Genomic DNA, 22,083 nt, shown 5'->3' with positions numbered 1-22,083 from the left:
CCTTGTGTAAGTCGGTGAAAAAACGGCTTATTTTAGCCGAAAAGGCTTACGCCGGGCGGGATTTCGGACGCCCGCCCCGCGGGAGCCGGCGGCGCGCCCGCCGGATCAAACCCCGTATGAAGCGGCACGGGCCCGCGGCAAGCCAGGCTCAACGCCGGGCCGCCAGCGCGCCGCGCACCCGGGCGTCGTCGAACCGGTGGCGGCACACTTCCGCGCCGTCCAGCAGCAGCACCGGCACGTCCTCGTCGTAACGCGCGACGAGCGCCGCATCGGTGTCGATGTCGACGTAGTCGACCGAGACGCCGAATTCGGCCGCCACCGGCGCCAGTGCGTCGCGCATGTCGTCGCACAGGTGGCACCAGCCGCGGCCGTAGAGCGTGAACATCGGCGCGTTACTTCTGGGTCGCGCGCGGCCGCACCGGCACGAACTGCGTGTTGTCGCCGCGCCGCACGAGCACCGCGACCGCCTTCTGCGGATCGAGCTGCGCAGTCACGTCGGCGAACTGCTTCGCGTTCGCGATGTCGATGTCGCCGACGCGCAGCACGATGTCGCCGCGCTGCAGGCCCGCACGGGCGGCCGGGCCGTCGACGCCATCGATCTGCACGCCGTTCTTCAGCTTCAGCGTCTTCAGTTGCTCCGCCGTCAGGTCGCTGACCGTCAGGCCGAGCGAATTGGCCTGACGCGGCTTCTGCGGCGCGTTCTTGCGCTGCTCGGCCTTCGCCGTCGACTCGGCCGGCGTCTCGGCGATCGTGATCGGCAGATCGCGTGCCTGACCCTTGCGCCACACGCTGACCGTCGCCTTCGTGCCGGGCTTCGTGTCGCCGACCATGCGCGGCAGGTCCGACGCCGCCTCGACCGGACGACCGTTGAACTTCAGGATAATGTCGCCCGGCTGGATGCCGGCCTTGTCGGCCGGGCCGCCCGGCTCGACGCTGCTGACGAGCGCGCCTTCGGCCTTCGGCAGCCCGATCGAGTCGGCCACGTCCTTCGTCACCTCGCCGATCGCCACCGCGATCCGGCCGCGCGTGACCTTGCCGGTCGCCTTCAGCTGGTCGGCCACGCGCATCGCCTCGTCGATCGGAATCGCGAACGAAATGCCCATGAAGCCGCCAGTGCGGCTGTAGATCTGCGAGTTGATGCCGATCACCTCGCCCTGCATGTTGATCAGCGGCCCGCCCGAGTTGCCGGGGTTCACGGCGACGTCGGTCTGGATGAACGGCAGGTAGTCGCCCGTGTTGCGGCTCTTCGAGCTGACGATGCCGGCCGTGACCGTGTTGTCGAGGCCGAACGGCGAACCGATCGCGACGACCCACTCGCCGACGCGCACCTTGTTCGAATCGCCGATCGCGACGACCGGCAGGTTCGACGCCTGGATCTTGACGACCGCGACGTCCGTGCGGTCGTCGACGCCGATCAGCTTCGCCTTGAATTCGCGCTTGTCGGTCAGCGTCACGTAGATGGTGTCCGCATCGTCGACGACGTGCGCATTGGTCATCACGTAACCGTCGGCCGACACGATGAAGCCCGAGCCGACGCCGCGGTTCTGCTCGGTGTCGGGCCCATTGTCCGGCGCCGGCGCGTTCTTCGGGTTGCTGCCGTTGCCGCCGCCGTTGCCGGGCGCCTGCGGCAGCGGAATGCCGAAGAAGCGCCGGAAGAATTCCGACATGTCGCCGTTGTCGAAGCCGGGCGGGAGCACGCCGCGCGGGCCGGGTACCGGCACGTTCGCGGTGGTCCGGATGTTCACGACCGCGGGGCCCACCTTTTCGACGAGGTCGGCGAAATCGGGCAGGCTGGCAGCGGGAGGCGTGACAGCGACAGCGGTTTGCGGGACGAGCGGCAGGCAGGCACACAGCGCCGCCGCCGCGAGCACTTTGCGCAGCGTGAGTTTCGTCATGTCGGGAGCCGTAGCGTTACTTGGAAGCCTTGTATTCTATGGCAGACGCGAACTGCTGCAACGTTGCCGGCGGCACTTCGCCGAGCACGGTGATCCAGTAGTCGCCGCGGCGCTTCACGAGAACGTGCGTGGCGCCGGTGCTGCCCGCGCCTTCCTTGCGCGTGTTTTTCTCGGCCGGCTCGATGAAGACCGAGACCGTCGCGAGGCCGTCGGTGAAGACGGCCTGGTCGACCGGGATCGGCGGATCGCCCGCATCGCGCGCGGCCATCGGCCGGCGCACTTCACGAATCTTCTGGAAGCCGGCGACGCTCGGCGCGAGCTGCCAGCCCTGCGCTTCCATGTCGACCGTCGCGACCGGCGGACGCACGACCGTCCAGCCGCCCAGGTTGCGCATGCCCGCTGCGATCGCAGCCTTGTCGCCACTTGCGCCGCCCGTCTGCACTTGCGAGAACGCGATCTGCTCGAGCACGCGATCGTTCGCGTCGAGCGTCTGCGAACGCAGCAGCAGCCCGGTGCGCGCGTCGGCCCACAGCTTGTACGTGAAACGGTACGCGTCCTTCGGCACGAGCTCGACGACTTGTGCGTCGATCCCGGCCACGCGGTCCTTGCCGAGCGACTTCGCATCGTAGACGGACATCACGTGCTCGCCGCTCGCGCCGAGCAGCGCGGGGAACGAATCACGCGTCTGACGGCGCTCGACCACGCACAGCTTGCGCTCGGGCACGAACGTGTACAACTCGTCGTTGTGCCGCAGCAGTTTGCGCGGCTTGCCGTCGAGCGTTTCGATCCGCTCGAACTCGCCGTCGCGGGACGAGACGTGCGCGATGCGCGACGACTGCACGTATCCGCCGCGCTGGTAGACGAACGTACCTTCGTAGCTCTGCTGCTGCGCGGCCTGCTGGACGCGGTCGAGCCAGTCCGCGGCGCCCTTGCGGGTCGCGACGGGATCGTCCGGTTGCTGGGCGCTGGCGGGAAGGGATTGAACGGACAACAGGGCGGCTGCGCAAAGCAGGAGGGCCGGCAGCCGCTTCCATCCGGAGATGGCGTGATTCAACTGCAATGTCCGCATCGGGTTTATTGGCCTGGCGTGGTGGTCACGGCAGCGCGGATCAGCGGCATCGAACCCGTGACGACGGGCTGCTGCGCGAATTGCTGGTGCGCTTCAAGATATTGGTCGAGGCTCGCGTCGCGAATGATGTTGACGTCCTGCAGGCCCGGCTGGGCCGATGCCTGCGCAACCGTCACGCGCTGCAGGTTGCCGCTCTGCGGCGCGCCTGCCGACGCGACCTGAACGGCGCCCGGCGCACCGGCCGTCTGCATCTGCGGGACGACGATCCACGTCAGCGTGGCGGCCGCGGCGGCCACCGCGAACGCGGGCACGACACGGCGGCGCAGCGACAGCAGCTTGCGCGCGACCGGTGCGGCCGCCGGCGCCAGCAGGTGCGGCTCGCTTTCGAGCGCCGCCGACATGCGCGCGGTGAACGCGACGCTCAGCGCGGGCGGCAGCGCGAGCTCGTCCGAGCGCAGCGCATCGCCAATCAGATGGTAATGGGCCCACACGGCGCGATCCGCGCGGTCGAGCTCAGCCAGAAACTGCCCGTGATCCGGGCCATCGAACATTTCGCCGTCGACCAGCGCGGAAAGGCGCTCGCCGCGCGAGCACGCTTGCGATTGCGTATTGACCGACCCCATGATGCTCCCCATCTTGCACACCCCGTCGTGACTTCACGACTCTATCCGTAACTAGACCCCGACCCGCGTCGTTCCGCCCGTCGCGCTTACCAGCGCTTGCCTTCGGGCGTATCGAGCAGCGGACGCAATTTGGCAGCGATTGCTTCGCGCGCGCGGAAGATCCGCGACCGGACCGTCCCGATCGGACAGCCCATCATTTCCGCGATCTCTTCGTAGCTCAGGCCCTCGATCTCGCGCAGCGTGATTGCCTGGCGCAGTTCTTCGGGCAGCAGAGCCATTGCAGCGTTGACCGTCTCGGCAATCTGCTTGCTCATCAACATCGACTCAGGCGTGTTGATATCCCTTAGTTGGTCTGCGTCGGAGAAAGTTTCCGCTTCCTCCGCATCGGCCTCGGTCGAGGTCGGCGCCCGGCGGCCTTGCGTCGCAAGGTAGTTCTTCGCCGTGTTGACGGCAATTCGGTACAACCACGTATAGAACGCCGATTCGCCGCGGAATTGCGGCAGCGCACGATACGCCTTGATGAACGCGTCCTGGGCCACGTCCTCGACCTCGGCGGGATCCCGCACGAGGCGCGAGATCAGCCGAATGATCTTGCGGTGGTATTTGGAGACCAGGAGTTCGAACGCCGCCTTGTCGCCCTTCTGTACGCGCTCGACCAGAGCCTGATCGATTTCTTTTTCACTCACCTGACAAATCCGTTAACTAGGGATGCAACGCGGAGCGTTATTGTAGCGTTCCGGCGCCGGCCGCTGGTTACGGTCGGTAACCGCGCGGCCGTCATGCCCGCGCCGCCGCCCCGGCCGTTCTCGCCAGCACCGACAGCGCACTGAACGACGCGGCATCGAGCGCGTCGGCCGGAATCAGCAGCGGCCGCGCGCGCCGGGCACCCTGCCCGACCGACAGCACCAGCAGCAGGCTGCTCCAGTGCGCATGGCCCGTCACACGGCCGCGGGCCAGCAAGCGCCCGGTGCGGCCAAACGCCGCAATCTCCCCGAACGCATCGATTTGCAGCTCGGCCGGCAGCCGGCGGGCGCAAGCCCGCGCCGCGCATACGGCCAGCAGCGCCGCCGTCACAGCCGCCACGCCTGCGCCGGCGGCAGCGCCCGCGCGCGGCGCCCAGAACAGGTACGCCGATGCGGCAGCCGACGCGACGAACGCGGCCAGCACGAGATACGACACGGCCGAGGCCCGCAACGCAAAGCGCTGCGGACGCCCGGCCGGAGCATCGAATGGACTCGTCAAGCGATTCGACGTCAGACGCGCTTGAACACCAGCGTGCCGTTGGTCCCGCCGAAGCCGAAGTTGTTCTTCACGGCCACGTCGATCTTCATGTCACGCGCGGTGTTCGCGCAGTAATCGAGATCGCACTCGGGGTCCTGGTTGAAGATGTTGATGGTCGGCGGCGACACGTTGTTGTGCAGCGCCAGCACCGTGAACACCGATTCGAGGCCGCCCGCGCCACCCAGCAGGTGGCCCGTCATCGACTTCGTCGAGTTCACGACGAGCTTGTACGCGTGCTCGCCGAACGCCGCCTTCACCGCGTCGGACTCGTTCTTGTCGCCCAGCGGCGTGGACGTGCCATGCGCGTTCAGGTACTGGACCTCGTCGGCGTTCATGCCGGCGTCGCGCAGGGCCGCGACCATGCAGCGGCGCGGACCATCCATGTTCGGCGCGGTCATGTGGTACGCGTCGCCCGTCATGCCGAAGCCTGCGACTTCCGCATAGATCTTCGCGCCGCGCGCCTTCGCCGCCTCGTACTCTTCGAGCACCATCACGCCGGAACCCTCGCCCAGCACGAAGCCGTCGCGGTCCTTGTCCCACGGACGCGACGCGGTCGCCGGATCGTCGTTGCGGGTCGACAGCGCGCGTGCTGCCGCGAAACCGCCGATGCCGAGCGGCGAGACCGTCGATTCGGCGCCGCCCGCGACCATCACGTCGGCGTCGCCGGCCTGGATCAGGCGCGCGGCGAGGCCGATGGAGTGCAGGCCGGTCGTGCAGGCCGTGACGGCCGCGAGGTTCGGGCCCTTCAGGCCGAACATGATGCTCAGGTGACCCGAGATCATGTTGATGATCGAACCCGGCACGAAGAACGGCGAAATCCGGCGCGCGCCGCGATCGACGTAGGTCTGGTGCGTATCCTCGATCATCGGCAGGCCGCCGATGCCGGAACCGACCAGCACGCCGATGCGTTCCGCGTTGGCTTCGGTCACTTCCAGCCCGCTGTCCCGGATGGCCTGGACGCCGGCGGCGATGCCGTAATGGATGAACGTATCCATGTTCCGGGCTTCCTTCGCCGGGATGTACTCCTCGGCGCTGAAACCCTTCACTTCGCCCGCGAAATGGCAGGCGAGGTTCGACGCATCGAACTTCGTGACGGTGGCGATACCGGACTTGCCGGCGACGAGATTGGCCCAGCCGTCGGCAACATTATTGCCAACAGGCGAAATCAGCCCCAGGCCTGTAACGACAACACGACGGCGGCTCACGGTAACCTCTTTTCCATTATTGGATGACAAAAACAAAAGCCACAGTGGCCACAGGAACCAGCCCTGCGAGCCCTGTGGCTGTTAGTCCGTCCGGCGCGGAGCCGGCAGGATGGCGCGTCAATCGCGATGATCGCGGCGACGTGGCGGACAAGCGCGAAAGGCGCTTACGCCTTGACGTTTGCGCGAGCGTAGTCGATCGCTTGCTGAACGGTCGTGATCTTCTCTGCTTCTTCGTCCGGGATTTCCATGCCGAACTCGTCTTCCAGAGCCATCACCAGTTCGACCGTGTCGAGCGAATCGGCGCCCAGGTCGTTCACGAACGAAGCTTCGTTCTTGATCTCGGCTTCCGCGACGCCCAGTTGCTCAGCGACGATCTTCTTGACACGTTGTTCGATGTTGTCCATTACCCCTCCGAGGGAAAGTTCAGATTTACAAGTGCGCGCATTTTATCAGGTTTGCTGACGGCAAAACGCGCGTTGGCTTGATGGTCGATCAAGCGCCGGTCCGCCTGAAAAACGGGATACGGCGCGGATGGTAAACGAAAACCGTTACGACATGTACATGCCGCCGTTCACGTGCAGCGTCGTACCGGTGATGTAACCGGCCTGCGGCGATGCGAGGAACGCGACGGCATGGGCGATGTCCTCCGGGCTGCCGAGGCGGCCGAGCGGAATCTGGGTCTTGAGCGCGGCCTGCTGTTCTTCCGGCAGCGTCTTCGTCATGTCGGTGTCGATGAAGCCCGGCGCCACGCAGTTCACGGTGATGCCGCGGCTGCCGATCTCGCGCGCGAGCGCCCGCGTCATGCCCGCGACGCCGGCCTTCGCGGCCGCGTAGTTGACCTGACCCGGATTGCCGGCCGAGCCGACCACCGACGTGATGTTGATGATACGGCCGCCGCGCGCCTTCATCATCGGGCGCAGCACCGCACGCGACAGGCGGAACACCGACTTCAGGTTGGTGTCGATCACCGCGTCCCAGTCCTCGTCCTTCATCCGCATCGCGAGCTGGTCCTGCGTGATGCCCGCGTTGTTGACGAGCACGTTCAGCGCGCCGAATTCCTTCACGGTCGCATCGATCAGTGCCTCGGCCGCGGCTGCGTCGTTGACGTTCAGCACCGCGCCGCGGCCCGTGACGCCCGCTTCCGCGAACGCCGCGGTGATCGCGGCGGCGCCCGATTCGCTCGTCGCCGTGCCGATCACCGTCGCGCCCAGGCGCGCGAGTTCGAGCGCGATCGAACGGCCGATGCCGCGCGACGCGCCGGTCACGATCGCAACCTGTTTATCGAGAGTCTTGTCCATGAATCGAATATCCGTTGCTTGGGAAAAGGCGCCGCGTCAGGCGGTCGCGAGCTTGAGCGCTTCGTCGAGCGAAGCCGGATCGAACACCGACGCACCCGTCAGGTTGCCGTCGATGCGCTTCGTCAGGCCGGCCAGCACCTTGCCCGGACCGCATTCGATCACGTGCGTGACGCCCGTGCCGGCGATGTGCCGCACGCACTCGACCCAGCGCACCGGGCCTGCGGCCTGGCGCACCAGCGCATCCTTGATCGCGGCCGGATCGCTGACCACGGCGACGTCGATGTTGTTGACGACCGGAATCTGCGGCGCCTTCACGTCGACGTTCGCGAGATAGTCGCGCAGCTGGTCCGACGCCGGCTTGAGCAGCGACGAATGGAACGGCGCCGACACCGGCAGCGGCAGCGCGCGCTTCGCGCCCTTCGCCTTCGCGATCTCGCATGCCTTTTCGACCGCGGCCTTGCTGCCGGCGATCACGACCTGCGCGGGCGCATTAAAGTTCACCGCTTCGACGACGCCCGCTTCCGCGGCTTCGGCGCACACCGCGCGCACCGTGTCGTCGTCGAGGCCCAAGATCGCGGCCATGCCGCCCTGGCCGACCGGCACGGCCGTCTGCATCGCCTGCGCACGGAAGCGCACGAGCGGCACCGCGTCCTTGAACGCAAGCGCGCCGGCCGCGACGAGCGCCGTGTATTCGCCGAGGCTGTGGCCGGCGACGATCGACGGCGCCGGGCCGCCTGCCTGCTGCCACGCGCGGTAGCACGCGTATGCGGCGGTCAGCATCACGGGCTGCGTGTTGGTGGTCAGGTTCAGCTCTTCGGCCGGACCTTCGGCGATCAGCTTGCCGAGATCCTGATTGAGCGCATCGGACGCTTCCTGGAGCGTCTCGCGCACGACGGCCAGATCGGCGAATGCGTTGAGCATGCCGATCGCTTGCGAGCCCTGCCCCGGAAAAACGAATGCAAATTTCATATCGTCCCCAATTGAATCGATTCGGACGGCGCGCACGAACGGCGCGCCGACGGGATCCGCGCGCGGCTTGTCGCGCGCCGCGGATCAGAAGCGGAAGACCGACGCGCCCCAGGTGAAGCCGCCGCCGACGCCTTCGATCAGCACGTGTTGGCCACGCTGGATGCGGCCGTCACGCACCGCGGCGTCGAGCGCCAGCGGGATCGACGCCGCCGACGTGTTGCCGTGCTGGTCGACCGTCACGACCATGCGCTCCTGCGGCAGGCCGAGCTTGCGGCAGGTGCTGGTCATGATGCGGATGTTGGCCTGGTGCGGAATCAGCCAGTCGATTTGCTCGGGCGCGAGATTCGCCTTCGCGAGCGCTTCGATCGCGACCTTTTCGAGCACGTTGACCGCGAGCTTGAATACGGCCTGCCCGTCCATGTGCAGGAATGCGCTGCCGTCGATCACGCCGCGATTGACGTTGCCCGGCGTGCACAGGATGTTCGAGTAGCTGCCGTCCGCGTGCAGCGCGCTGCCGAGCACGCCCGGTTCTTCCGACGCGGACAGGATCACCGCGCCCGCGCCGTCGCCGAACAGCACGCAGGTCGTGCGGTCCTTGAAGTCGAGAATGCGCGAGAACGTCTCCGCGCCGACGATCAGCGCGGTGCGGTGCTGGCCGCTGCGGATGAAGCTGTCGGCCGTGGCCATCGCATACGCGAAACCCGAGCATACGGCCTGCACGTCGAATGCCGCACCGCCGTTCTTGATGCCGAGCTTGTTCTGCAGCAGGCACGCGGTGCTCGGGAACACGAAATCGGGGGTCGAAGTCGCGACGATGATCAGGTCGATCGACTGCGGATCGATACCGGCCGCTTCGATCGCACGACGCGACGCCTCGAGCGCGAGATCGCTCGTCGTGACGTCGGGTGCGGCGAAATGGCGCGCGTGGATGCCCGTGCGCGCGACGATCCATTCGTCGCTGGTCTCGATGCCTTCCTTCGCAAGACGATCGGTCAACTGCTGGTTCGTGACGCGGTCGGGCGGCAGGTAGCTGCCCGTGCCGAGCACGCGGGAATAGAGAGTCGATTGGGCCATTTATGCTTTAGAGGATTGCGCAGCGGAAGGTTCGGCGTGATGGCCTGCGGCCGGGCTTGCCTGGCCCGCGCCGCCCGCGTTGTGTCCGCCATCGCCGAGCGACACTGAATTATCCGCCATCGCGCGCGCGAGGCGCTCCAGCACCCCGTTTTTGACGGCATCATACCCGCGTTTGATCGCCCACTCAAACGCGTACGCGTCGGCCGAACCGTGGCTCTTGATCACGAGGCTCTTCAGCCCCAGCAGCGCCGCGCCGTTGTACTGGCGGTGGTCGACGCGCTTCTTGAAACGCATCAGCACCGGCAGCGCGAGCAACGCCATCAGCCTCGACATCAGCGAACGGCCGAACTCCTCGCGGATGATGTTCGACAGCATCTGCGCGAGCCCTTCGGACGTCTTCAGCGCGACGTTGCCAACGAAGCCGTCGCACACGATCACGTCGACGGTGCCCTTGTAGATGTCGTTGCCTTCCACGTTGCCGCGGAAATTGAGCGTGCTGGCGCGCAGCAGCTCGCCTGCGCGCTTGATCGTCTCGTTGCCCTTGATGACCTCTTCGCCGATGTTCAGCAGGCCGATCGTCGGGCGCTCCTTGCCTTCGAGCGCGGCCACGAGCGCGTGCCCCATCTCCGCGAACTGCAGCAGGTGCTGCGGCTCGCAGTCGACGTTCGCGCCGAGGTCCAGCATCATCGTGTAGCCGGTCGGGTTCGGCAGCGCGGACGCGATCGCGGGCCGCTCGATGCCGGGCAGCGTCTTGAGCACGTAACGGGAAACGGCCATCAGCGCGCCGGTATTGCCGGCCGAGATGCAGGCCTGCGCCGCGCCTTCCTTGACGTGGTTGAGCGCGACGCGCATCGAAGAATCCTTCTTCTTGCGCAGCGCCACTTCGACAGGATCGTCCATCGCCACGACTTCGGTGGCGGGCACGATGGTCAACGCGGGATCGTCGAGGGCTTTCAGCTTCTTCAGCTGAGCGCGAATCGCGCTTTCGATGCCGACGAGCATCAGGTGCGCATCGGGATGCGCGCGGACGAACTTGACTGCCGCGGGAACGGTCACGGACGGGCCGTGGTCGCCTCCCATGCAATCGATTGTGAGCTTTACGGTCATGGAATGCGACGAATTTCAGGCACAAAAAAGCGGCAGTTGAATGCCGCCTTTTTGTTGAGCCAGGAAAGTGTCAAGCGAACCAGTTGTCACGCGAACGGCGAGCGTAGCGCGCAACGCGTGACTTGACGCTTAGTCGTTCTTCGTCTTGACGACTTTCTTGCCGCGATAGTAGCCGTTCGGGCTGACGTGGTGACGCAGATGCACTTCACCCGTGCTCGGCTCGACTGCCAGCGGCGCTGCCGTCAGGAAATCGTGCGAACGATGCATGCCGCGCTTCGACGGCGACTTCTTGTTTTGCTGGACTGCCATGACTAACTCCTAAATAATTTTCCGGATTCTAACACAGCCCGATCCGGCGCTTAACTACCCTGGCCCAAAGCCCTACGCCTTCCCGCGCCACAACTGCTTAGTGTTTCTTGGTGCCGTCACCGTCCTTCTTCAACGCTTGCAGCGCTGCGAACGGATTCGGCCGTTTGCCTTCGTCCCCGGCTTCGTCGGACTCCTCGTCCGCCGCTTCCGCGGGACCGCTCGCGCCCGACACGAGGCTTTCGTGAACTGCCGGGCAAACCTCGTGCTTGGGCACGAGCGGCAACGAAAGCAGCAATTCCTCTTCGATCAAGTCGACGAGATCGAACTGGCGTGAGCCCACGATCACATCGGCTTCATCGTCGTCGAGCGGAAATTCCTCAGCTTCTTCTTCGGTCGCGACGACCCGGTACGTCATGTCGACGTCGAACGTCTGATCGTACGGCGTCACGCAGCGCTGGCACGTGAGCCACGCATGGCCGTGCACCGCGAGGCGCAGATACGGCTGCTGCCCGTCGGCGCCGTCGTCCTGCAACTCCTTCTGCGTGAACCCTTCCGCCTGCCACGTGAAGACCGTGTCGCGATCTGGCGCGTCCGTCGGCACTTCGTTTAACATGCGCGGCAGTTGCGAGAGGCGCACCGCCCCGGCTGCCTGCCGCCCGCTGCGGGCGAACTCGAACAGGTCGACCGCGTGCGGATCGAGCGCCGCCGCAGGTTTGCCAGAAGAAGTGTTCATGTGCGCTCCTGCCTACAGGCTGACTTGCGGATCCGGCTTGGCACCGCTCGCGTACGGCTCATCGAAGGATGACGTACTTTACTTCCGAAGACCCGGCAGGCGCCACCACAACGAAAGCCTGCCGACGAAAAGCGGGAAAGCATACCTGTTTTACCTTTTGCGGTCAATCACTTAAGCTTGCGTCCGCGCAACGCCGCGCCACACCTGACGACTCACCGATCCAACCGACCATGCCGGATACCGTTTGCCGCCCGCCGCGGCTGATTCTTGCCTCCAGTTCCCGCTACCGCCGCGCGCTCCTCGAGCGCCTCGGCGTGCCCTTCGACGTCGTGTCGCCCGACCTCGACGAAACCCCGCTCGCCGGCGAAACGCCGGCCGCGACCGCGCTGCGCCTCGCCGGCGCGAAGGCGCGGGCCGTGGCCGCGACGATCGATGCGCCGGACGGCGTGCTCGTGATCGGGTCGGACCAGGTCGCGACCTTCGACGGGCACCAGATCGGCAAGCCCGGCACGCACGAGCGCGCGCTCGCGCAGCTCATGTCGATGCAGGGCCGCAAAGTCGAATTCCACAGTGCGCTCTGCCTGTACGACAGCCGCACCGACGACGCGCAGGTCGAGGACATCGTCACGCACGTGCGCTTCCGTTCGCTGCCCGAAGCCGAACTCGACGCCTACCTGCGCGCGGAAACACCGTACGACGTGGCCGGCAGCGCGAAGTCCGAAGGGCTCGGCATCGCGCTGCTCGACGCGATCGACTCGGACGACCCGACCGCGCTCGTCGGCCTGCCGCTGATCGCCCTCACGCGGATGCTGCGCGCCGCCGACTATCCGCTGTTTGCCACCACCCGAGGAGACCGCGCATGACCGCCGGCACGCTTTATCTGGTCCCGAACACGCTCGGCGAAGGCGACGAATCGATGCTCGCCGCCGTGCTGCCCGCCGCCGTGCAGGCGCGCGCCGGCACGCTCGGCTATTACATCGGCGAGAACGCGAAAACGACGCGCGCGTTTCTGAAGAAGATCGGCACGACGCGGCCGATCCAGGAAATCGAGATCAGCGAGCTGAACGTCAATACGCCGGCCGGCGCCATCGACCGGCTGCTCGCGCCCGTGCTGGCCGGCGCGGACGCGGGCCTCGTGTCGGAAGCCGGCTGCCCGGCCGTCGCCGACCCCGGCGCGCTGCTGGTGCGCCGCGCGCACGAGCGCGGCGTGAAGGTCGTGCCGCTCGTCGGGCCGAGTTCGATCCTGCTCGCGCTGATGGCGTCGGGCCTGAACGGCCAGAGCTTCGCGTTCAACGGCTATCTGCCGGTCGATGCGGCCGCGCGCGCGAAACGGCTGCGCGAACTCGAGCAACTGTCGCGCAAGGCGCGCCAGACGCAGATATTCATCGAAACGCCGTACCGGAATCACGCGATGCTCGACACGCTGGTCGCGACCTGCGCGCCGTCGACGCAGATCTGCGTCGCGGCCGACCTGACCCTCGCGACCGAAACGATCGCGAGCCGCACGGTGGCCGACTGGAAAAAAGCGCCTGCGCCGAATCTGCACAAGCGCCCCGCGATCTTCCTGCTGCTCGCGAATTGATGCCGCGAACGGCGATCCGCCAGCCAGATGAAAGGCGGGCCGTCGCGGCCCGCCGATTGCCGCCAGCCGTCAGCGCAGGCTGACCGACGCGCCGCCGGCCGTCAGCGCCTTCATCGCGGCGCCGCCGACGGCCGCGCCGAACTTGCGCGCGACGCGATTCGTCAGGCTTTCCTTCACCGTGTAGTCGACCAGATCCGGCGCCTTCAGCACGTCGCGTGCGACCGTGTCGGTCGTGCCGTAGCCGTCGGCGAGGCCCAGTTCGACGCTCTTTTCGCCGGTCCAGAACAGGCCCGAGAACATGTCGGGCGTCTCGTGCAGCCGCTTGCCGCGGCCATCCTTCACCGCCTTGATGAACTGCGCATGCACCTGGTCGAGCAGTGCCTGCGCGTGCGCGTCCATCTTCGGCGTTTCCGGCGAGAACGGATCGTAGAAGCCCTTGTTTTCGCCCGACGTGTGCAGGCGCCGCTCGACGCCGAGCTTGCCCATCAGCCCGGTGAAGCCGAACCCGTCCATCAGCACGCCGATCGACCCGACGATGCTCGCCTTGTCGACGAAGATCTTGTCGGCGGCGGACGCGATGTAATAGCCGCCCGACGCGCACATGTCGGTCACGACGACGTACAGCGGCTTGTCCGGATACTTGCCGCGCAACCGCCGGATCTCGTCGTAGACCATCCCGGCCTGCACCGGGCTGCCGCCCGGGCTGTTGATCCGCAGCACGACGCCGACCGTGCCGTCGTCGTCGAAGGCGGCGTCGAGCGCCGTGTTGATGTCGTCGGCGTTCGCGTTGACGCCGGCCGCGATCTCGCCGTCGATCGTCACGAGCGCCGTATGCCGCCCGCTCGCCGAAAACTTCGAATCGCTCGAGAAATCGATCAGCGCAAACGCGAACAGCACGAACACGCCGAGAAACGCGAAGCGGAAGAAGATCTTCCAGCGCCGTGCCGCGCGCTGCTCCTTGACGGCCGCGAGCGCGATCCGCTCGAGCGCCGCGCGCTCCCAGCTCGGTTCACGGCTGTCGGGACGGGAGGAGGAATCCGGGGAATTCGGTTGGTCGGCCATGCAGTAGTGTCGTCAATCGGTCGTGGCGGAAGTGGCAGGATGCAGGTCCGCATCGGGCACCCAGAATACCGCACGGCCGTCGGGCGTGTCGCGCTCGTCGACCTCGACCGGTCGCAGGCGGCCGCCGCGGCACGGGCCGCCGACGCACTTGCCGGTATCCGGCGCGTAGATCGCGCCGTGCGTCGCGCACATCAGATAGAGGCCCGACGACTCGAAGAACTGCCCTTCGGCCCAGTCGAGCTCCATCGGCACGTGCGCGCAGCGGTTCAGGTAGCCGTACGCGCGGCCGTCGTAACGCACGAAGAACACGACGGCCTGCTCGCCGCGCAGCGTCGCGTCGACGCGCACGCCGACGCCGCCGTCGGTCAGCGCGTCGGACGCGCATACGCGCACGGCGTCCGGCGCCGCGCTCATGCGTGCTCCCGCAGCCAGGCGGCCAGCGCGCCGACGTCCGGCGCGACGAAGCGCGGCGTGAGCGCCGCCAGCGCATCGGCCGGGTGCGCGCCGTACGCGACGCCGACGCCGGCCGCGCCGGCGCTGGCGGCCATCTGCAGGTCGTGCGTGGTGTCGCCGATCATCACGGTGCGCGACAGGTCCTGCCCCAATTCCCGCGACAACTCGTGCAGCATCGCCGGATGCGGTTTCGAGAACGTCTCGTCCGCGCAGCGCGTCGCATCGAACCAGCTCGTCAGTTTCGACTGGTCGAGCACGCGGTTCAGCCCGACCCGCCCTTTGCCGGTCGCGACGGCGAGCAGGTAGCCCGTGTCGCGCAGTTCGGCGAGCAGCTCGCGCACGCCGGCGAACAGTTCGATGCGCTGGTCGTCGAGCAGATAGTGATAGCGGTAGCGTTCGGCCAGCCGCGCATAGTCGGACGGATCGAGGGTCGGAGCCGCGATCTGCAGCGCGTCGCGCAGCCCGAGGCCGATCACGTAGCGGGAGGCCTCGTCGGACGGCGTGGGCAGACCGAGATCGCGGCATGCGGCCTGGATGCTGTGCGCGATGTGCGCAGTCGAATCCATCAGCGTGCCGTCCCAGTCGAAGACGATCAGGTCAAATTGCTGTCGAGCCATGCGGTTCAGGCGGTATCGCGCAATGCGCTGAGTTGATCGAGGAAGCGCCGGCATTCGGCCGGCAACGGCGCATCGAACTGCAGCGCCTCGCCGGTCAGCGGATGCGCGAGCTTGAGGCGGTGCGCATGCAGGAACATCCGCTTCAGCGACGGCTGCGCGTTCGCGCGCGCCAGCGCCTTGTTCAGTGCGAAATCGCCATACTTCGCGTCGCCGGCGATCGGCAAGCCGAGATGCGCGAGGTGTACCCGTATCTGATGGGTCCGACCCGTTTTGAGTTCCGCTTCGACGAGCACATAGTCGGACCAGCGGTCGACGAGGTTGAACACCGTATGCGAGGCCAGCCCATCGTCCTGCACGCGCACGCGGCGCTCCCCTTCCGGGGTCGAATACTTGAACAGCGGCGCCTTCACCGCGCGGCGCCGGCCCCAGTCGGATTGCCATTCGCCGTGCGCGCACGCGAAGTAGCGCTTGTCCATCCGGTTCTCGCGGATCTGCTCGTGCAGCGCGACGAGCGCCGTGCGCTTCTTCGCGAGCATCAGGATGCCGGACGTCTCGCGGTCGAGCCGGTGCACCAGTTCGAGGAATTTCGCGCGCGGGCGCGCCTGCCGCATCTGCTCGATCACGCCGAACGCGACGCCGCTGCCGCCGTGGACCGCGACCCCGGCCGGCTTGTCGATCACGAGCATCGCGTCGTCCTCGTACAGCACGTCGAAATTCGCGGGCGGCACGACCGGCGTGTCGGCGCGCGCGAGGTCGGCCGCGGCCACGCGCACCGGCGGCACGCGGACGAGGTCGCCCAGTTCCAGGCGGTACTGCGCGTCGATCCGGCCCTTGTTCACGCGCACTTCGCCGCTGCGCAGGATCCGGTAAATATGGCTTTTCGGCACGCCTTTACAGACGCGCAACAGGAAATTGTCGATACGCTGACCGGCCGAGTTTTCGTCGATCTCGATCATCGATACCTGGCCGCTTGCGACCGAATTCTGGGATATTTTGCCTAACTCATTCATACTGAATATAATTTTGCCCAGCCTGACGTTGTGGGTGGCCTGATCGGCCGGCCCCGGCTGAATTGGGCAAGGCGCAAGCGCAAACCGCTATTTTACTTGCGCCGGGGGTCCGCTGCTCGCCCCTAATCAAAGAGATGCAGCAAGTTGCACGCACGGCGCCGCCCGTCGGCAAGGATCGCGCCCACAGGCGGATTCGGTCGGCAAGGCGCCGCGGTAACGGAAAGTTGGTTGAAAAGAATTTGATCGGCAGCCCGACGGCGCGCAGTGCGTCCGCAGGCTGCCGGTTGCGAAAATTACGGCGTTGCGCCCGATTTGGCCCCGCGAAGCGTGCGGGGCTTGGCGACGTCAAACCAGGGAAGTACACCCCAAGCGGGAAAGTCGGGCTGGATTCGATACTCCCCGCTGCGGCCCAAGCCGCAGCATCTGCCGCCCGTCGGCGCGCGCGACGCATTGCGCGCGCCCGTGGCAATGCCCGGACAGGCTTAGCGCGCTTTTGCAGCGTGCGGTGTGTGAACGCCGTGCTTTGAAGCCGTATTCGCAGGTGCCCTATGGCCGCCGGCCCCGTCTTTCGGGCCCAAGCGCCTCTTCAGGCAATTCTCCCCGCCAGCGTTCCCGCTCCAGCGTGCTCGTGACAACACAACAAGGTGCGGCCTGCCGTCGTTCCCGCCCTCGCCACTGACAACCGCGAGGCGCCGGCAGCGGAGCCGCCTGGAGTCGTTCATGAAACGCATGCTGTTCAATGCGACGCAGCAGGAGGAGCTGCGCGTCGCCATCGTCGATGGGCAAAAGCTCATCGACATCGACATCGAAACCGCCGGGCGCGAACAGCGCAAAGGCAATATCTACAAAGGTGTCATCACCCGTATCGAGCCGTCGCTCGAAGCGTGCTTCGTCAACTACGGCGAAGACCGCCACGGCTTCCTGCCGTTCAAGGAAGTCGCCCGCCAGTACTTCAAGGACGGCATCGACATGCGCTCCGCGCGCATTCAGGATGCGCTGCGCGAAGGCCAGGAGCTGATCGTCCAGGTCGAGAAGGAAGAGCGTGGCAACAAGGGCGCCGCCCTCACCACCTTCATCTCGCTCGCCGGCCGCTACCTCGTGCTGATGCCGAACAATCCGCGCGGCGGCGGCGTGTCGCGCCGGATCGAAGGCGACGAGCGCCAGGAACTGCGCGAAACGATGGCGCAACTGCAGATTCCGGACGGCATGAGCATGATCGCCCGTACCGCGGGCATCGGCCGCAGCGCCGAGGAACTGCAATGGGACCTGAATTACCTGCTGCAACTGTGGCGCGCGATCGAAGCGGCGTCGCAAAGCGGCAACGCCGGCCAGCCGATGCTGATCTATCTGGAATCGAGCCTCGTGATCCGCGCGATCCGGGACTATTTCCAGCCCGATATCGGCGAAATCCTGATCGACACGAACGAAATCCACGATCAGGCCCGTGCGTTCATGGACATCGTGATGCCGGACAACGTCGCGAAGGTGAAGCGCTACCACGACGACGTGCCGCTGTTCTCGCGTTTCCAGATCGAGCACCAGATCGAAACCGCGTACTCGCGCACGGTGCCGCTGCCGTCCGGTGGCGCGATCGTGATCGACCACACCGAAGCGCTCGTCGCGATCGACGTGAACTCGGCCCGCGCGACCAAGGGCGCGGACATCGAGGAAACGGCCACCCGCACGAACCTCGAAGCGGCCGACGAAGTCGCCCGCCAGCTGCGCCTGCGCGACCTCGGCGGCCTGATCGTGATCGATTTCATCGACATGGAATCGGCGAAGAGCCAGCGTGAAGTCGAGCAGCGCCTGAAGGACGCGCTCAAGCACGACCGTGCGCGCGTGCAGATGGGCAAGATCTCCCGCTTCGGCCTGATGGAGCTGTCGCGCCAGCGCCTGCGCCCGGCGCTGTCGGAAGGCAGCCACGTGACGTGCCCGCGCTGCAACGGCACCGGCCACATCCGCGATACCGAATCGTCCGCGCTGCAGGTCCTGCGGATCATTCAGGAAGAAGCGATGAAGGAAAACACCGCGGCGATCCACTGCCAGGTGCCGGTCGAGGTGACCGCCTTCCTGCTGAACGAAAAGCGTCAGGAAATCAACAAGATCGAGTCGCGCTTCAAGGTCGGCATCGTGCTGATCCCGAACAAGCACCTCGATACGCCGCACTACAAGCTCGAGCGCCTGCGTCACGACGACGCGCGCCTCGACGATCCGCGCGCATCCTGGAAGATGGCCGAGGAAGCGGCCCGCGAGCTCGAGTCGGAAACCGGCTACAGCAAGCGTGCGGCCGAAGTGAAGCCGAAGCAGGAAGCCGCGGTCAAGGGCATCACGCCCGAGCGTCCGGCACCGAGCCCGGCGCCGCAGCGTCCGGTCGAACCCGTTGCGGCCCCCGCCCCGGCGCCCGTCGCCGCGGCAAGCGGCGGCTTCATCGGCTGGCTGAAGGGCCTGTTCGGCGTGTCGCCGGCACCGGCGCCCGCACCGGTCGCGCCAGCCCCGGCGAAGGAGCAGGCAGCCCGCCCGGCTCGCGAGCGCAACGAAAAGACCGAGCAGCGCGGCGGCGATCGCAACCGCAACCGTCGCGGCGGCGCCCAGCAGGCGCAAGGCGGCCGTGACCAGGCAGCCGCCGGCCGTGGCCAGCCGCAACGCCAGGAGCGCGAAGGCAAGGAAGTGCGCGAACCGCGTGAAGGCCGTGAGCCGCGCGAGGGTCGTGAGCTGCGTGAGGGCCGCGAGGGTCGCGAAAACCGCGAAGGTCGTGAAAACCGTGAGGGTCGCGAAGGCCGCGAGGGCCGTGGCCCGCGCGAAGGTCGCGAGCCGCGTGAAGCCCGTGAGCCGCGCGAACCGCGGGAAAACCGCGAACCGCGCGAGCGCGGCGAACAGCCGGAAGGCGTCGAAGCAGCCGGCCGTGGCGAGCGCCAGGAACGCGGCGAGCGTCGCGAGCGCGGCGAACGCCGCAAGCCGACCCAGCATGCGGCCACGCTCGAAACCGTCACCCGCGGCGAAAACCATCCGGAACCGGAAACCGACAAGGCTGTTGCAGAAGCCCTGCCCGGCGCGGAACTGGCAGCCGATGCGGAAGCCGGCGCACGTGACGGCGAAGAACGCCGCCGTCGCCGTCGCGGCCGCCGCGGCGGTCGTCGCGAGCGCGAGGAAGACGGCTCGGTCGACCAGGCCGAGCAAGGCGCCGAAGGCGAAGTCGCGGCGCAAGCCGTGACGCCGGTCGCGGCCGAACCGGCCCACACTGCCGCACCGGTAGTCGTCGCGGCCGCGGCCAGCGCGGTCGCCGTGGAAGCCGTCGCCGAGCAGCATGCCGCACCAGCCGCTGTCGAAGCGCAGCCGGCGCCGGCACACGCCGAAGCGGCTCCGGCCGCCCCGGTCGAGCCCGTCGTCGCCGTCCAGGCAGCAGAACCGGCACCGGTCGCACCGGCGGTCGCGGAAGCGGGCCCGGCGCCGGTCGCGGTATCGCCGACCGATGCGTTCGAAGTGCCGGCGGCCGCTCCGGTCGCTGTCGACGCGCCGCAAGCCGCGCCGGTCGCTGTCGAGGCGCCGCAAGCCGCACCGGTCGAGCCAGCCGCACCGGCCGTCGCGATCGAAGCCGCTCCGGTGGCAGTCGAACCGGCACCGGTCGAAGCAGCGCCTGTCGACGCAGCACCGGTCGAGGCCGTCGCCGCACCGGCACCGACGCCGGCTCCCGCACAACCGGCAGCCGCGCCCGCTTCGGCGAGCCTGGATGTCGTGCTGGAGCAGGCCGGTCTCATCTGGGTGAACACGGACGCCGACAAGTTCGCGGCCGCGCAGGAAGCCGCATCGCGACTCCCGCGCCCGGCCCGCGTGCCGCGCGAACGCAAGGTGCTGCCGCCGGCCGATACGGCCCCGATGCAGCAGGTCGAAACGACGCACCACTGAACGGCGCATCGCACGACCTAGGAAAAGCCCGCCTCCGGCGGGCTTTTTCACGTCCGCGCTGCGGGTTTCCGCCCACCGGCCCCGCCGGCCGGTTGCGGCTAAAATAGCAGTCTGGTTCGCACTTCTTCCAACATGTCCCGACGCATCATTCCCCTCGCCGACGTCAGCGGGATGCCGGACGTCTCCGGCATCGCGCATGCCCCCGACGGCACGCTGGCCGACACGTTCGCCCGGCCGCTGCGCGACCTGCGCATTTCGGTGACGGATCGCTGCAACTTCCGTTGCGTGTACTGCATGCCGCGCGCGGTCTTCGACAAGGACTATCCGTTCCTGCCGCACAGCGCGCTGCTTACGCACGAGGAAATCGAGCGCGTCGCGCGGCTCTTCGTCGCACACGGCGTCGAAAAGATCCGCATCACGGGCGGCGAGCCGCTGCTTCGCAAGAACCTCGAATTCCTGATCGAGCGGCTCGCGCGCCTGACGACGCACGCAGGCCGCCCGCTCGACCTGACGCTGACGACCAACGGCTCGCTGCTCGCGCGCAAGGCGCGCGCGCTGAAGGACGCCGGGCTCACGCGCGTCACGGTCAGCCTCGATGCGCTCGACGATACGCTGTTCAAGCGCATGAACGATGCGGAGTTCGCGAGCGCCGACGTGCTCGACGGCATCTTCGCCGCACAGGCCGCGGGCCTCGCGCCGGTCAAGGTCAACATGGTCGTGAAGCGCGGCACCAACGACAGCGAGATCCTGCCGATGGCCGAGCGTTTTCGCGGCACCGGCGTGATCCTGCGCTTCATCGAATACATGGACGTCGGCACGTCGAACGGCTGGAACATGACCGAGGTGCTGCCGTCGGCGGACGTCGTCGCGCGCATCGCCGAACATTTCCCGCTCGTGCCGCTCGAGCCGCACACGGCGGCCGAGACCGCGCAGCGCTGGGGCTATGCGGACGGCAGCGGCGAGATCGGCGTGATCTCGAGCGTCACGCAGGCCTTCTGCGGCGACTGCACGCGCGCGCGGCTGTCGACCGAAGGCAAGCTGTACCTGTGCCTGTTCGCGTCGACGGGGCACGATCTGCGTGCGCTCGTGCGCGGCGGCGCGACCGATGCCGAGATCGCGACCGCGATCGCCCGCATCTGGCACGCGCGCACCGACCGCTATTCGCAACTGCGCGGCAGCGCATTGGCCGACGGCGCGCCCGACGGCGCCGGCAAGCGCGTCGAAATGTCGTATATCGGCGGCTGACGCACGCCGCTCTGTCCATCCGCGCACGATGCCCGCTCCCGCCTCCCCGTCGATCGCCGGCCTGCTGCTCGCGGGCGGGCGCGCCACGCGCATGGACGGCGTCGACAAGGGCCTGCAACTGCTCGACGGTACGCCGCTCGCGCTGCACGTACTGCGCCGGCTGTCGCCGCAGGTCGACGAGACGGTGATCAGCGCGAATCGCCATGCCGATCGCTATGCCGAACTCGGTGCGCCGTTCGACGCGCGCATCGTCGCCGACGAAACACCCGACTTCCCCGGGCCGCTCGCGGGCCTGCTTGCCGGCATGCGCGCGGCGCGCGCACCGCTGGTCGCGTGCTCGCCGTGCGATACGCCCTATCTGCCCGCCGACCTCGTCGCGCGGCTGCATGCGGCGCTCGACGCGCAACAGGCCGATATCGCGATGGCGGTCACCGTCGACGCGCAGCAGATGCGCTCGCCGCAGCCGACGTTCGCGCTGCTGCGCACGTCGCTGGCGGACGACCTCGCCGCCCGACTCGCAGCCGGCGACCGCAAGATGCGTGCGTGGTACGCACGCCACACGACGGTCGAAGTCGAGTTTCGCGACGAGCGTGCGTTTTACAATGCCAATTCCTGGCAGGAACTGGCCGCGCTGGCCCGCCGTTGACG

23 protein-coding genes are annotated in these 22,083 nt (G+C 67.5%); 5 read left to right on the top strand and 18 right to left on the bottom strand.

Annotation, left to right across the window (positions count from 1 at the left end):
• Positions 1-148: 148 nt before the first annotated feature.
• From KR541_RS05270 to KR541_RS05205, 14 genes are all read right to left on the bottom strand, one after another.
• Entirely contained in the window at positions 149-385 is a 237-nt protein-coding gene (locus KR541_RS05270; protein ID WP_050011469.1) for a glutaredoxin family protein, read from the bottom strand.
• 7 nt (positions 386-392) lie between these two features.
• The gene (locus KR541_RS05265) at positions 393-1,895 is read right to left on the bottom strand and encodes a DegQ family serine endoprotease (protein ID WP_050011470.1); all 1,503 of its coding nucleotides are present in this window, start codon (positions 1,893-1,895) and stop codon (positions 393-395) included.
• Between the two features lie 16 nt (positions 1,896-1,911).
• Positions 1,912-2,964 (bottom strand): MucB/RseB C-terminal domain-containing protein, encoded by a 1,053-nt coding sequence (locus KR541_RS05260; RefSeq protein WP_050011471.1) that lies wholly within the window; start codon positions 2,962-2,964, stop codon positions 1,912-1,914.
• 5 nt (positions 2,965-2,969) lie between these two features.
• The gene (locus KR541_RS05255) at positions 2,970-3,587 is read right to left on the bottom strand and encodes a sigma-E factor negative regulatory protein (protein WP_050011802.1); all 618 of its coding nucleotides are present in this window, start codon (positions 3,585-3,587) and stop codon (positions 2,970-2,972) included.
• 86 nt (positions 3,588-3,673) lie between these two features.
• Positions 3,674-4,273: an RNA polymerase sigma factor RpoE gene (gene rpoE, locus KR541_RS05250; protein WP_006490873.1), complete on the bottom strand. Its 600-nt coding sequence runs from the start codon at positions 4,271-4,273 to the stop codon at positions 3,674-3,676.
• Between the two features lie 91 nt (positions 4,274-4,364).
• The gene (locus tag KR541_RS05245; protein ID WP_050011473.1) at positions 4,365-4,829 is read right to left on the bottom strand and encodes a hypothetical protein; all 465 of its coding nucleotides are present in this window, start codon (positions 4,827-4,829) and stop codon (positions 4,365-4,367) included.
• Positions 4,830-4,840: 11 nt separating this feature from the next.
• A complete protein-coding gene (gene fabF / locus KR541_RS05240) occupies positions 4,841-6,073 on the bottom strand; it encodes a beta-ketoacyl-ACP synthase II (protein WP_050011474.1) in 1,233 nt (410 codons plus the stop codon).
• A 164-nt stretch (positions 6,074-6,237) separates the two neighbouring features.
• A complete protein-coding gene (gene acpP / locus KR541_RS05235) occupies positions 6,238-6,477 on the bottom strand; it encodes an acyl carrier protein (RefSeq protein ID WP_004197638.1) in 240 nt (79 codons plus the stop codon).
• A 144-nt stretch (positions 6,478-6,621) separates the two neighbouring features.
• Entirely contained in the window at positions 6,622-7,371 is a 750-nt protein-coding gene (gene fabG, locus KR541_RS05230; protein WP_006476504.1) for a 3-oxoacyl-ACP reductase FabG, read from the bottom strand.
• Between the two features lie 36 nt (positions 7,372-7,407).
• Positions 7,408-8,340: an ACP S-malonyltransferase gene (gene fabD, locus KR541_RS05225; protein ID WP_012492432.1), complete on the bottom strand. Its 933-nt coding sequence runs from the start codon at positions 8,338-8,340 to the stop codon at positions 7,408-7,410.
• Between the two features lie 84 nt (positions 8,341-8,424).
• Complete coding sequence (locus KR541_RS05220) at positions 8,425-9,414, bottom strand: beta-ketoacyl-ACP synthase III (protein WP_050011475.1); 990 nt, start codon at positions 9,412-9,414, stop codon at positions 8,425-8,427.
• Positions 9,415-10,521 carry a phosphate acyltransferase PlsX gene (gene plsX / locus KR541_RS05215; protein ID WP_050011476.1) on the bottom strand — a complete coding sequence of 369 codons (1,107 nt, stop codon included), beginning with the start codon at positions 10,519-10,521 and terminating at the stop codon, positions 9,415-9,417. It lies immediately after the preceding gene.
• A 129-nt stretch (positions 10,522-10,650) separates the two neighbouring features.
• On the bottom strand, positions 10,651-10,830 hold the full coding sequence (gene rpmF, locus KR541_RS05210; RefSeq protein WP_006051932.1) for a 50S ribosomal protein L32: 180 nt from the start codon (positions 10,828-10,830) through the stop codon (positions 10,651-10,653).
• A 97-nt stretch (positions 10,831-10,927) separates the two neighbouring features.
• Complete coding sequence (locus tag KR541_RS05205) at positions 10,928-11,563, bottom strand: DUF177 domain-containing protein (protein ID WP_050011478.1); 636 nt, start codon at positions 11,561-11,563, stop codon at positions 10,928-10,930.
• A gap of 230 nt (positions 11,564-11,793) precedes the next feature.
• Between KR541_RS05205 and KR541_RS05200 the strand changes: the two genes are divergently transcribed.
• Positions 11,794-12,426, top strand: a complete 633-nt coding sequence (locus KR541_RS05200; RefSeq protein ID WP_050011479.1) for a Maf-like protein — start codon at positions 11,794-11,796, stop codon at positions 12,424-12,426.
• A complete protein-coding gene (locus KR541_RS05195) occupies positions 12,423-13,145 on the top strand; it encodes an SAM-dependent methyltransferase (RefSeq protein WP_011544932.1) in 723 nt (240 codons plus the stop codon). Before KR541_RS05200 ends, KR541_RS05195 begins: the two co-directional genes overlap by 4 nt.
• Before the next feature lie 69 nt (positions 13,146-13,214).
• On the opposite strand, the gene KR541_RS05190 is transcribed toward KR541_RS05195, so the two are convergent.
• The 4 genes from KR541_RS05190 to KR541_RS05175 are packed head-to-tail and all read right to left on the bottom strand — an operon-like array spanning position 13,215 to position 16,287.
• Positions 13,215-14,207: a S49 family peptidase gene (locus KR541_RS05190; RefSeq protein WP_050011480.1), complete on the bottom strand. Its 993-nt coding sequence runs from the start codon at positions 14,205-14,207 to the stop codon at positions 13,215-13,217.
• 12 nt (positions 14,208-14,219) lie between these two features.
• Positions 14,220-14,621 carry a Rieske (2Fe-2S) protein gene (locus KR541_RS05185; RefSeq protein ID WP_050011481.1) on the bottom strand — a complete coding sequence of 134 codons (402 nt, stop codon included), beginning with the start codon at positions 14,619-14,621 and terminating at the stop codon, positions 14,220-14,222.
• A complete protein-coding gene (locus tag KR541_RS05180) occupies positions 14,618-15,277 on the bottom strand; it encodes an HAD-IA family hydrolase (RefSeq protein WP_124629901.1) in 660 nt (219 codons plus the stop codon). Before KR541_RS05180 ends, KR541_RS05185 begins: the two co-directional genes overlap by 4 nt.
• A 5-nt stretch (positions 15,278-15,282) precedes the next feature.
• Positions 15,283-16,287, bottom strand: coding sequence for an RluA family pseudouridine synthase (locus tag KR541_RS05175; RefSeq protein ID WP_050011483.1), 1,005 nt, complete (start codon positions 16,285-16,287; stop codon positions 15,283-15,285).
• Positions 16,288-17,007: 720 nt separating this feature from the next.
• Here KR541_RS05175 and KR541_RS05170 point away from each other — a divergent pair.
• The 3 genes from KR541_RS05170 to mobA all read left to right on the top strand — a co-directional run bounded on the left by KR541_RS05170 (position 17,008) and on the right by mobA (position 22,081).
• Positions 17,008-20,190 carry an Rne/Rng family ribonuclease gene (locus KR541_RS05170; protein ID WP_216089394.1) on the top strand — a complete coding sequence of 1,061 codons (3,183 nt, stop codon included), beginning with the start codon at positions 17,008-17,010 and terminating at the stop codon, positions 20,188-20,190.
• 132 nt (positions 20,191-20,322) lie between these two features.
• Complete coding sequence (gene moaA / locus KR541_RS05165; RefSeq protein WP_050011485.1) at positions 20,323-21,435, top strand: GTP 3',8-cyclase MoaA; 1,113 nt, start codon at positions 20,323-20,325, stop codon at positions 21,433-21,435.
• Between the two features lie 28 nt (positions 21,436-21,463).
• On the top strand, positions 21,464-22,081 hold the full coding sequence (mobA, locus tag KR541_RS05160) for a molybdenum cofactor guanylyltransferase MobA (protein WP_050011486.1): 618 nt from the start codon (positions 21,464-21,466) through the stop codon (positions 22,079-22,081).
• Positions 22,082-22,083: the final 2 nt, after the last annotated feature.

The organism is Burkholderia sola (genome assembly GCF_905400185.1).
GTDB classification, from domain to species: domain Bacteria; phylum Pseudomonadota; class Gammaproteobacteria; order Burkholderiales; family Burkholderiaceae; genus Burkholderia; species Burkholderia sola.
Note: the sequence above shows the minus strand (reverse complement) of the source record. Positions and strands in the feature narration are given on the sequence as shown.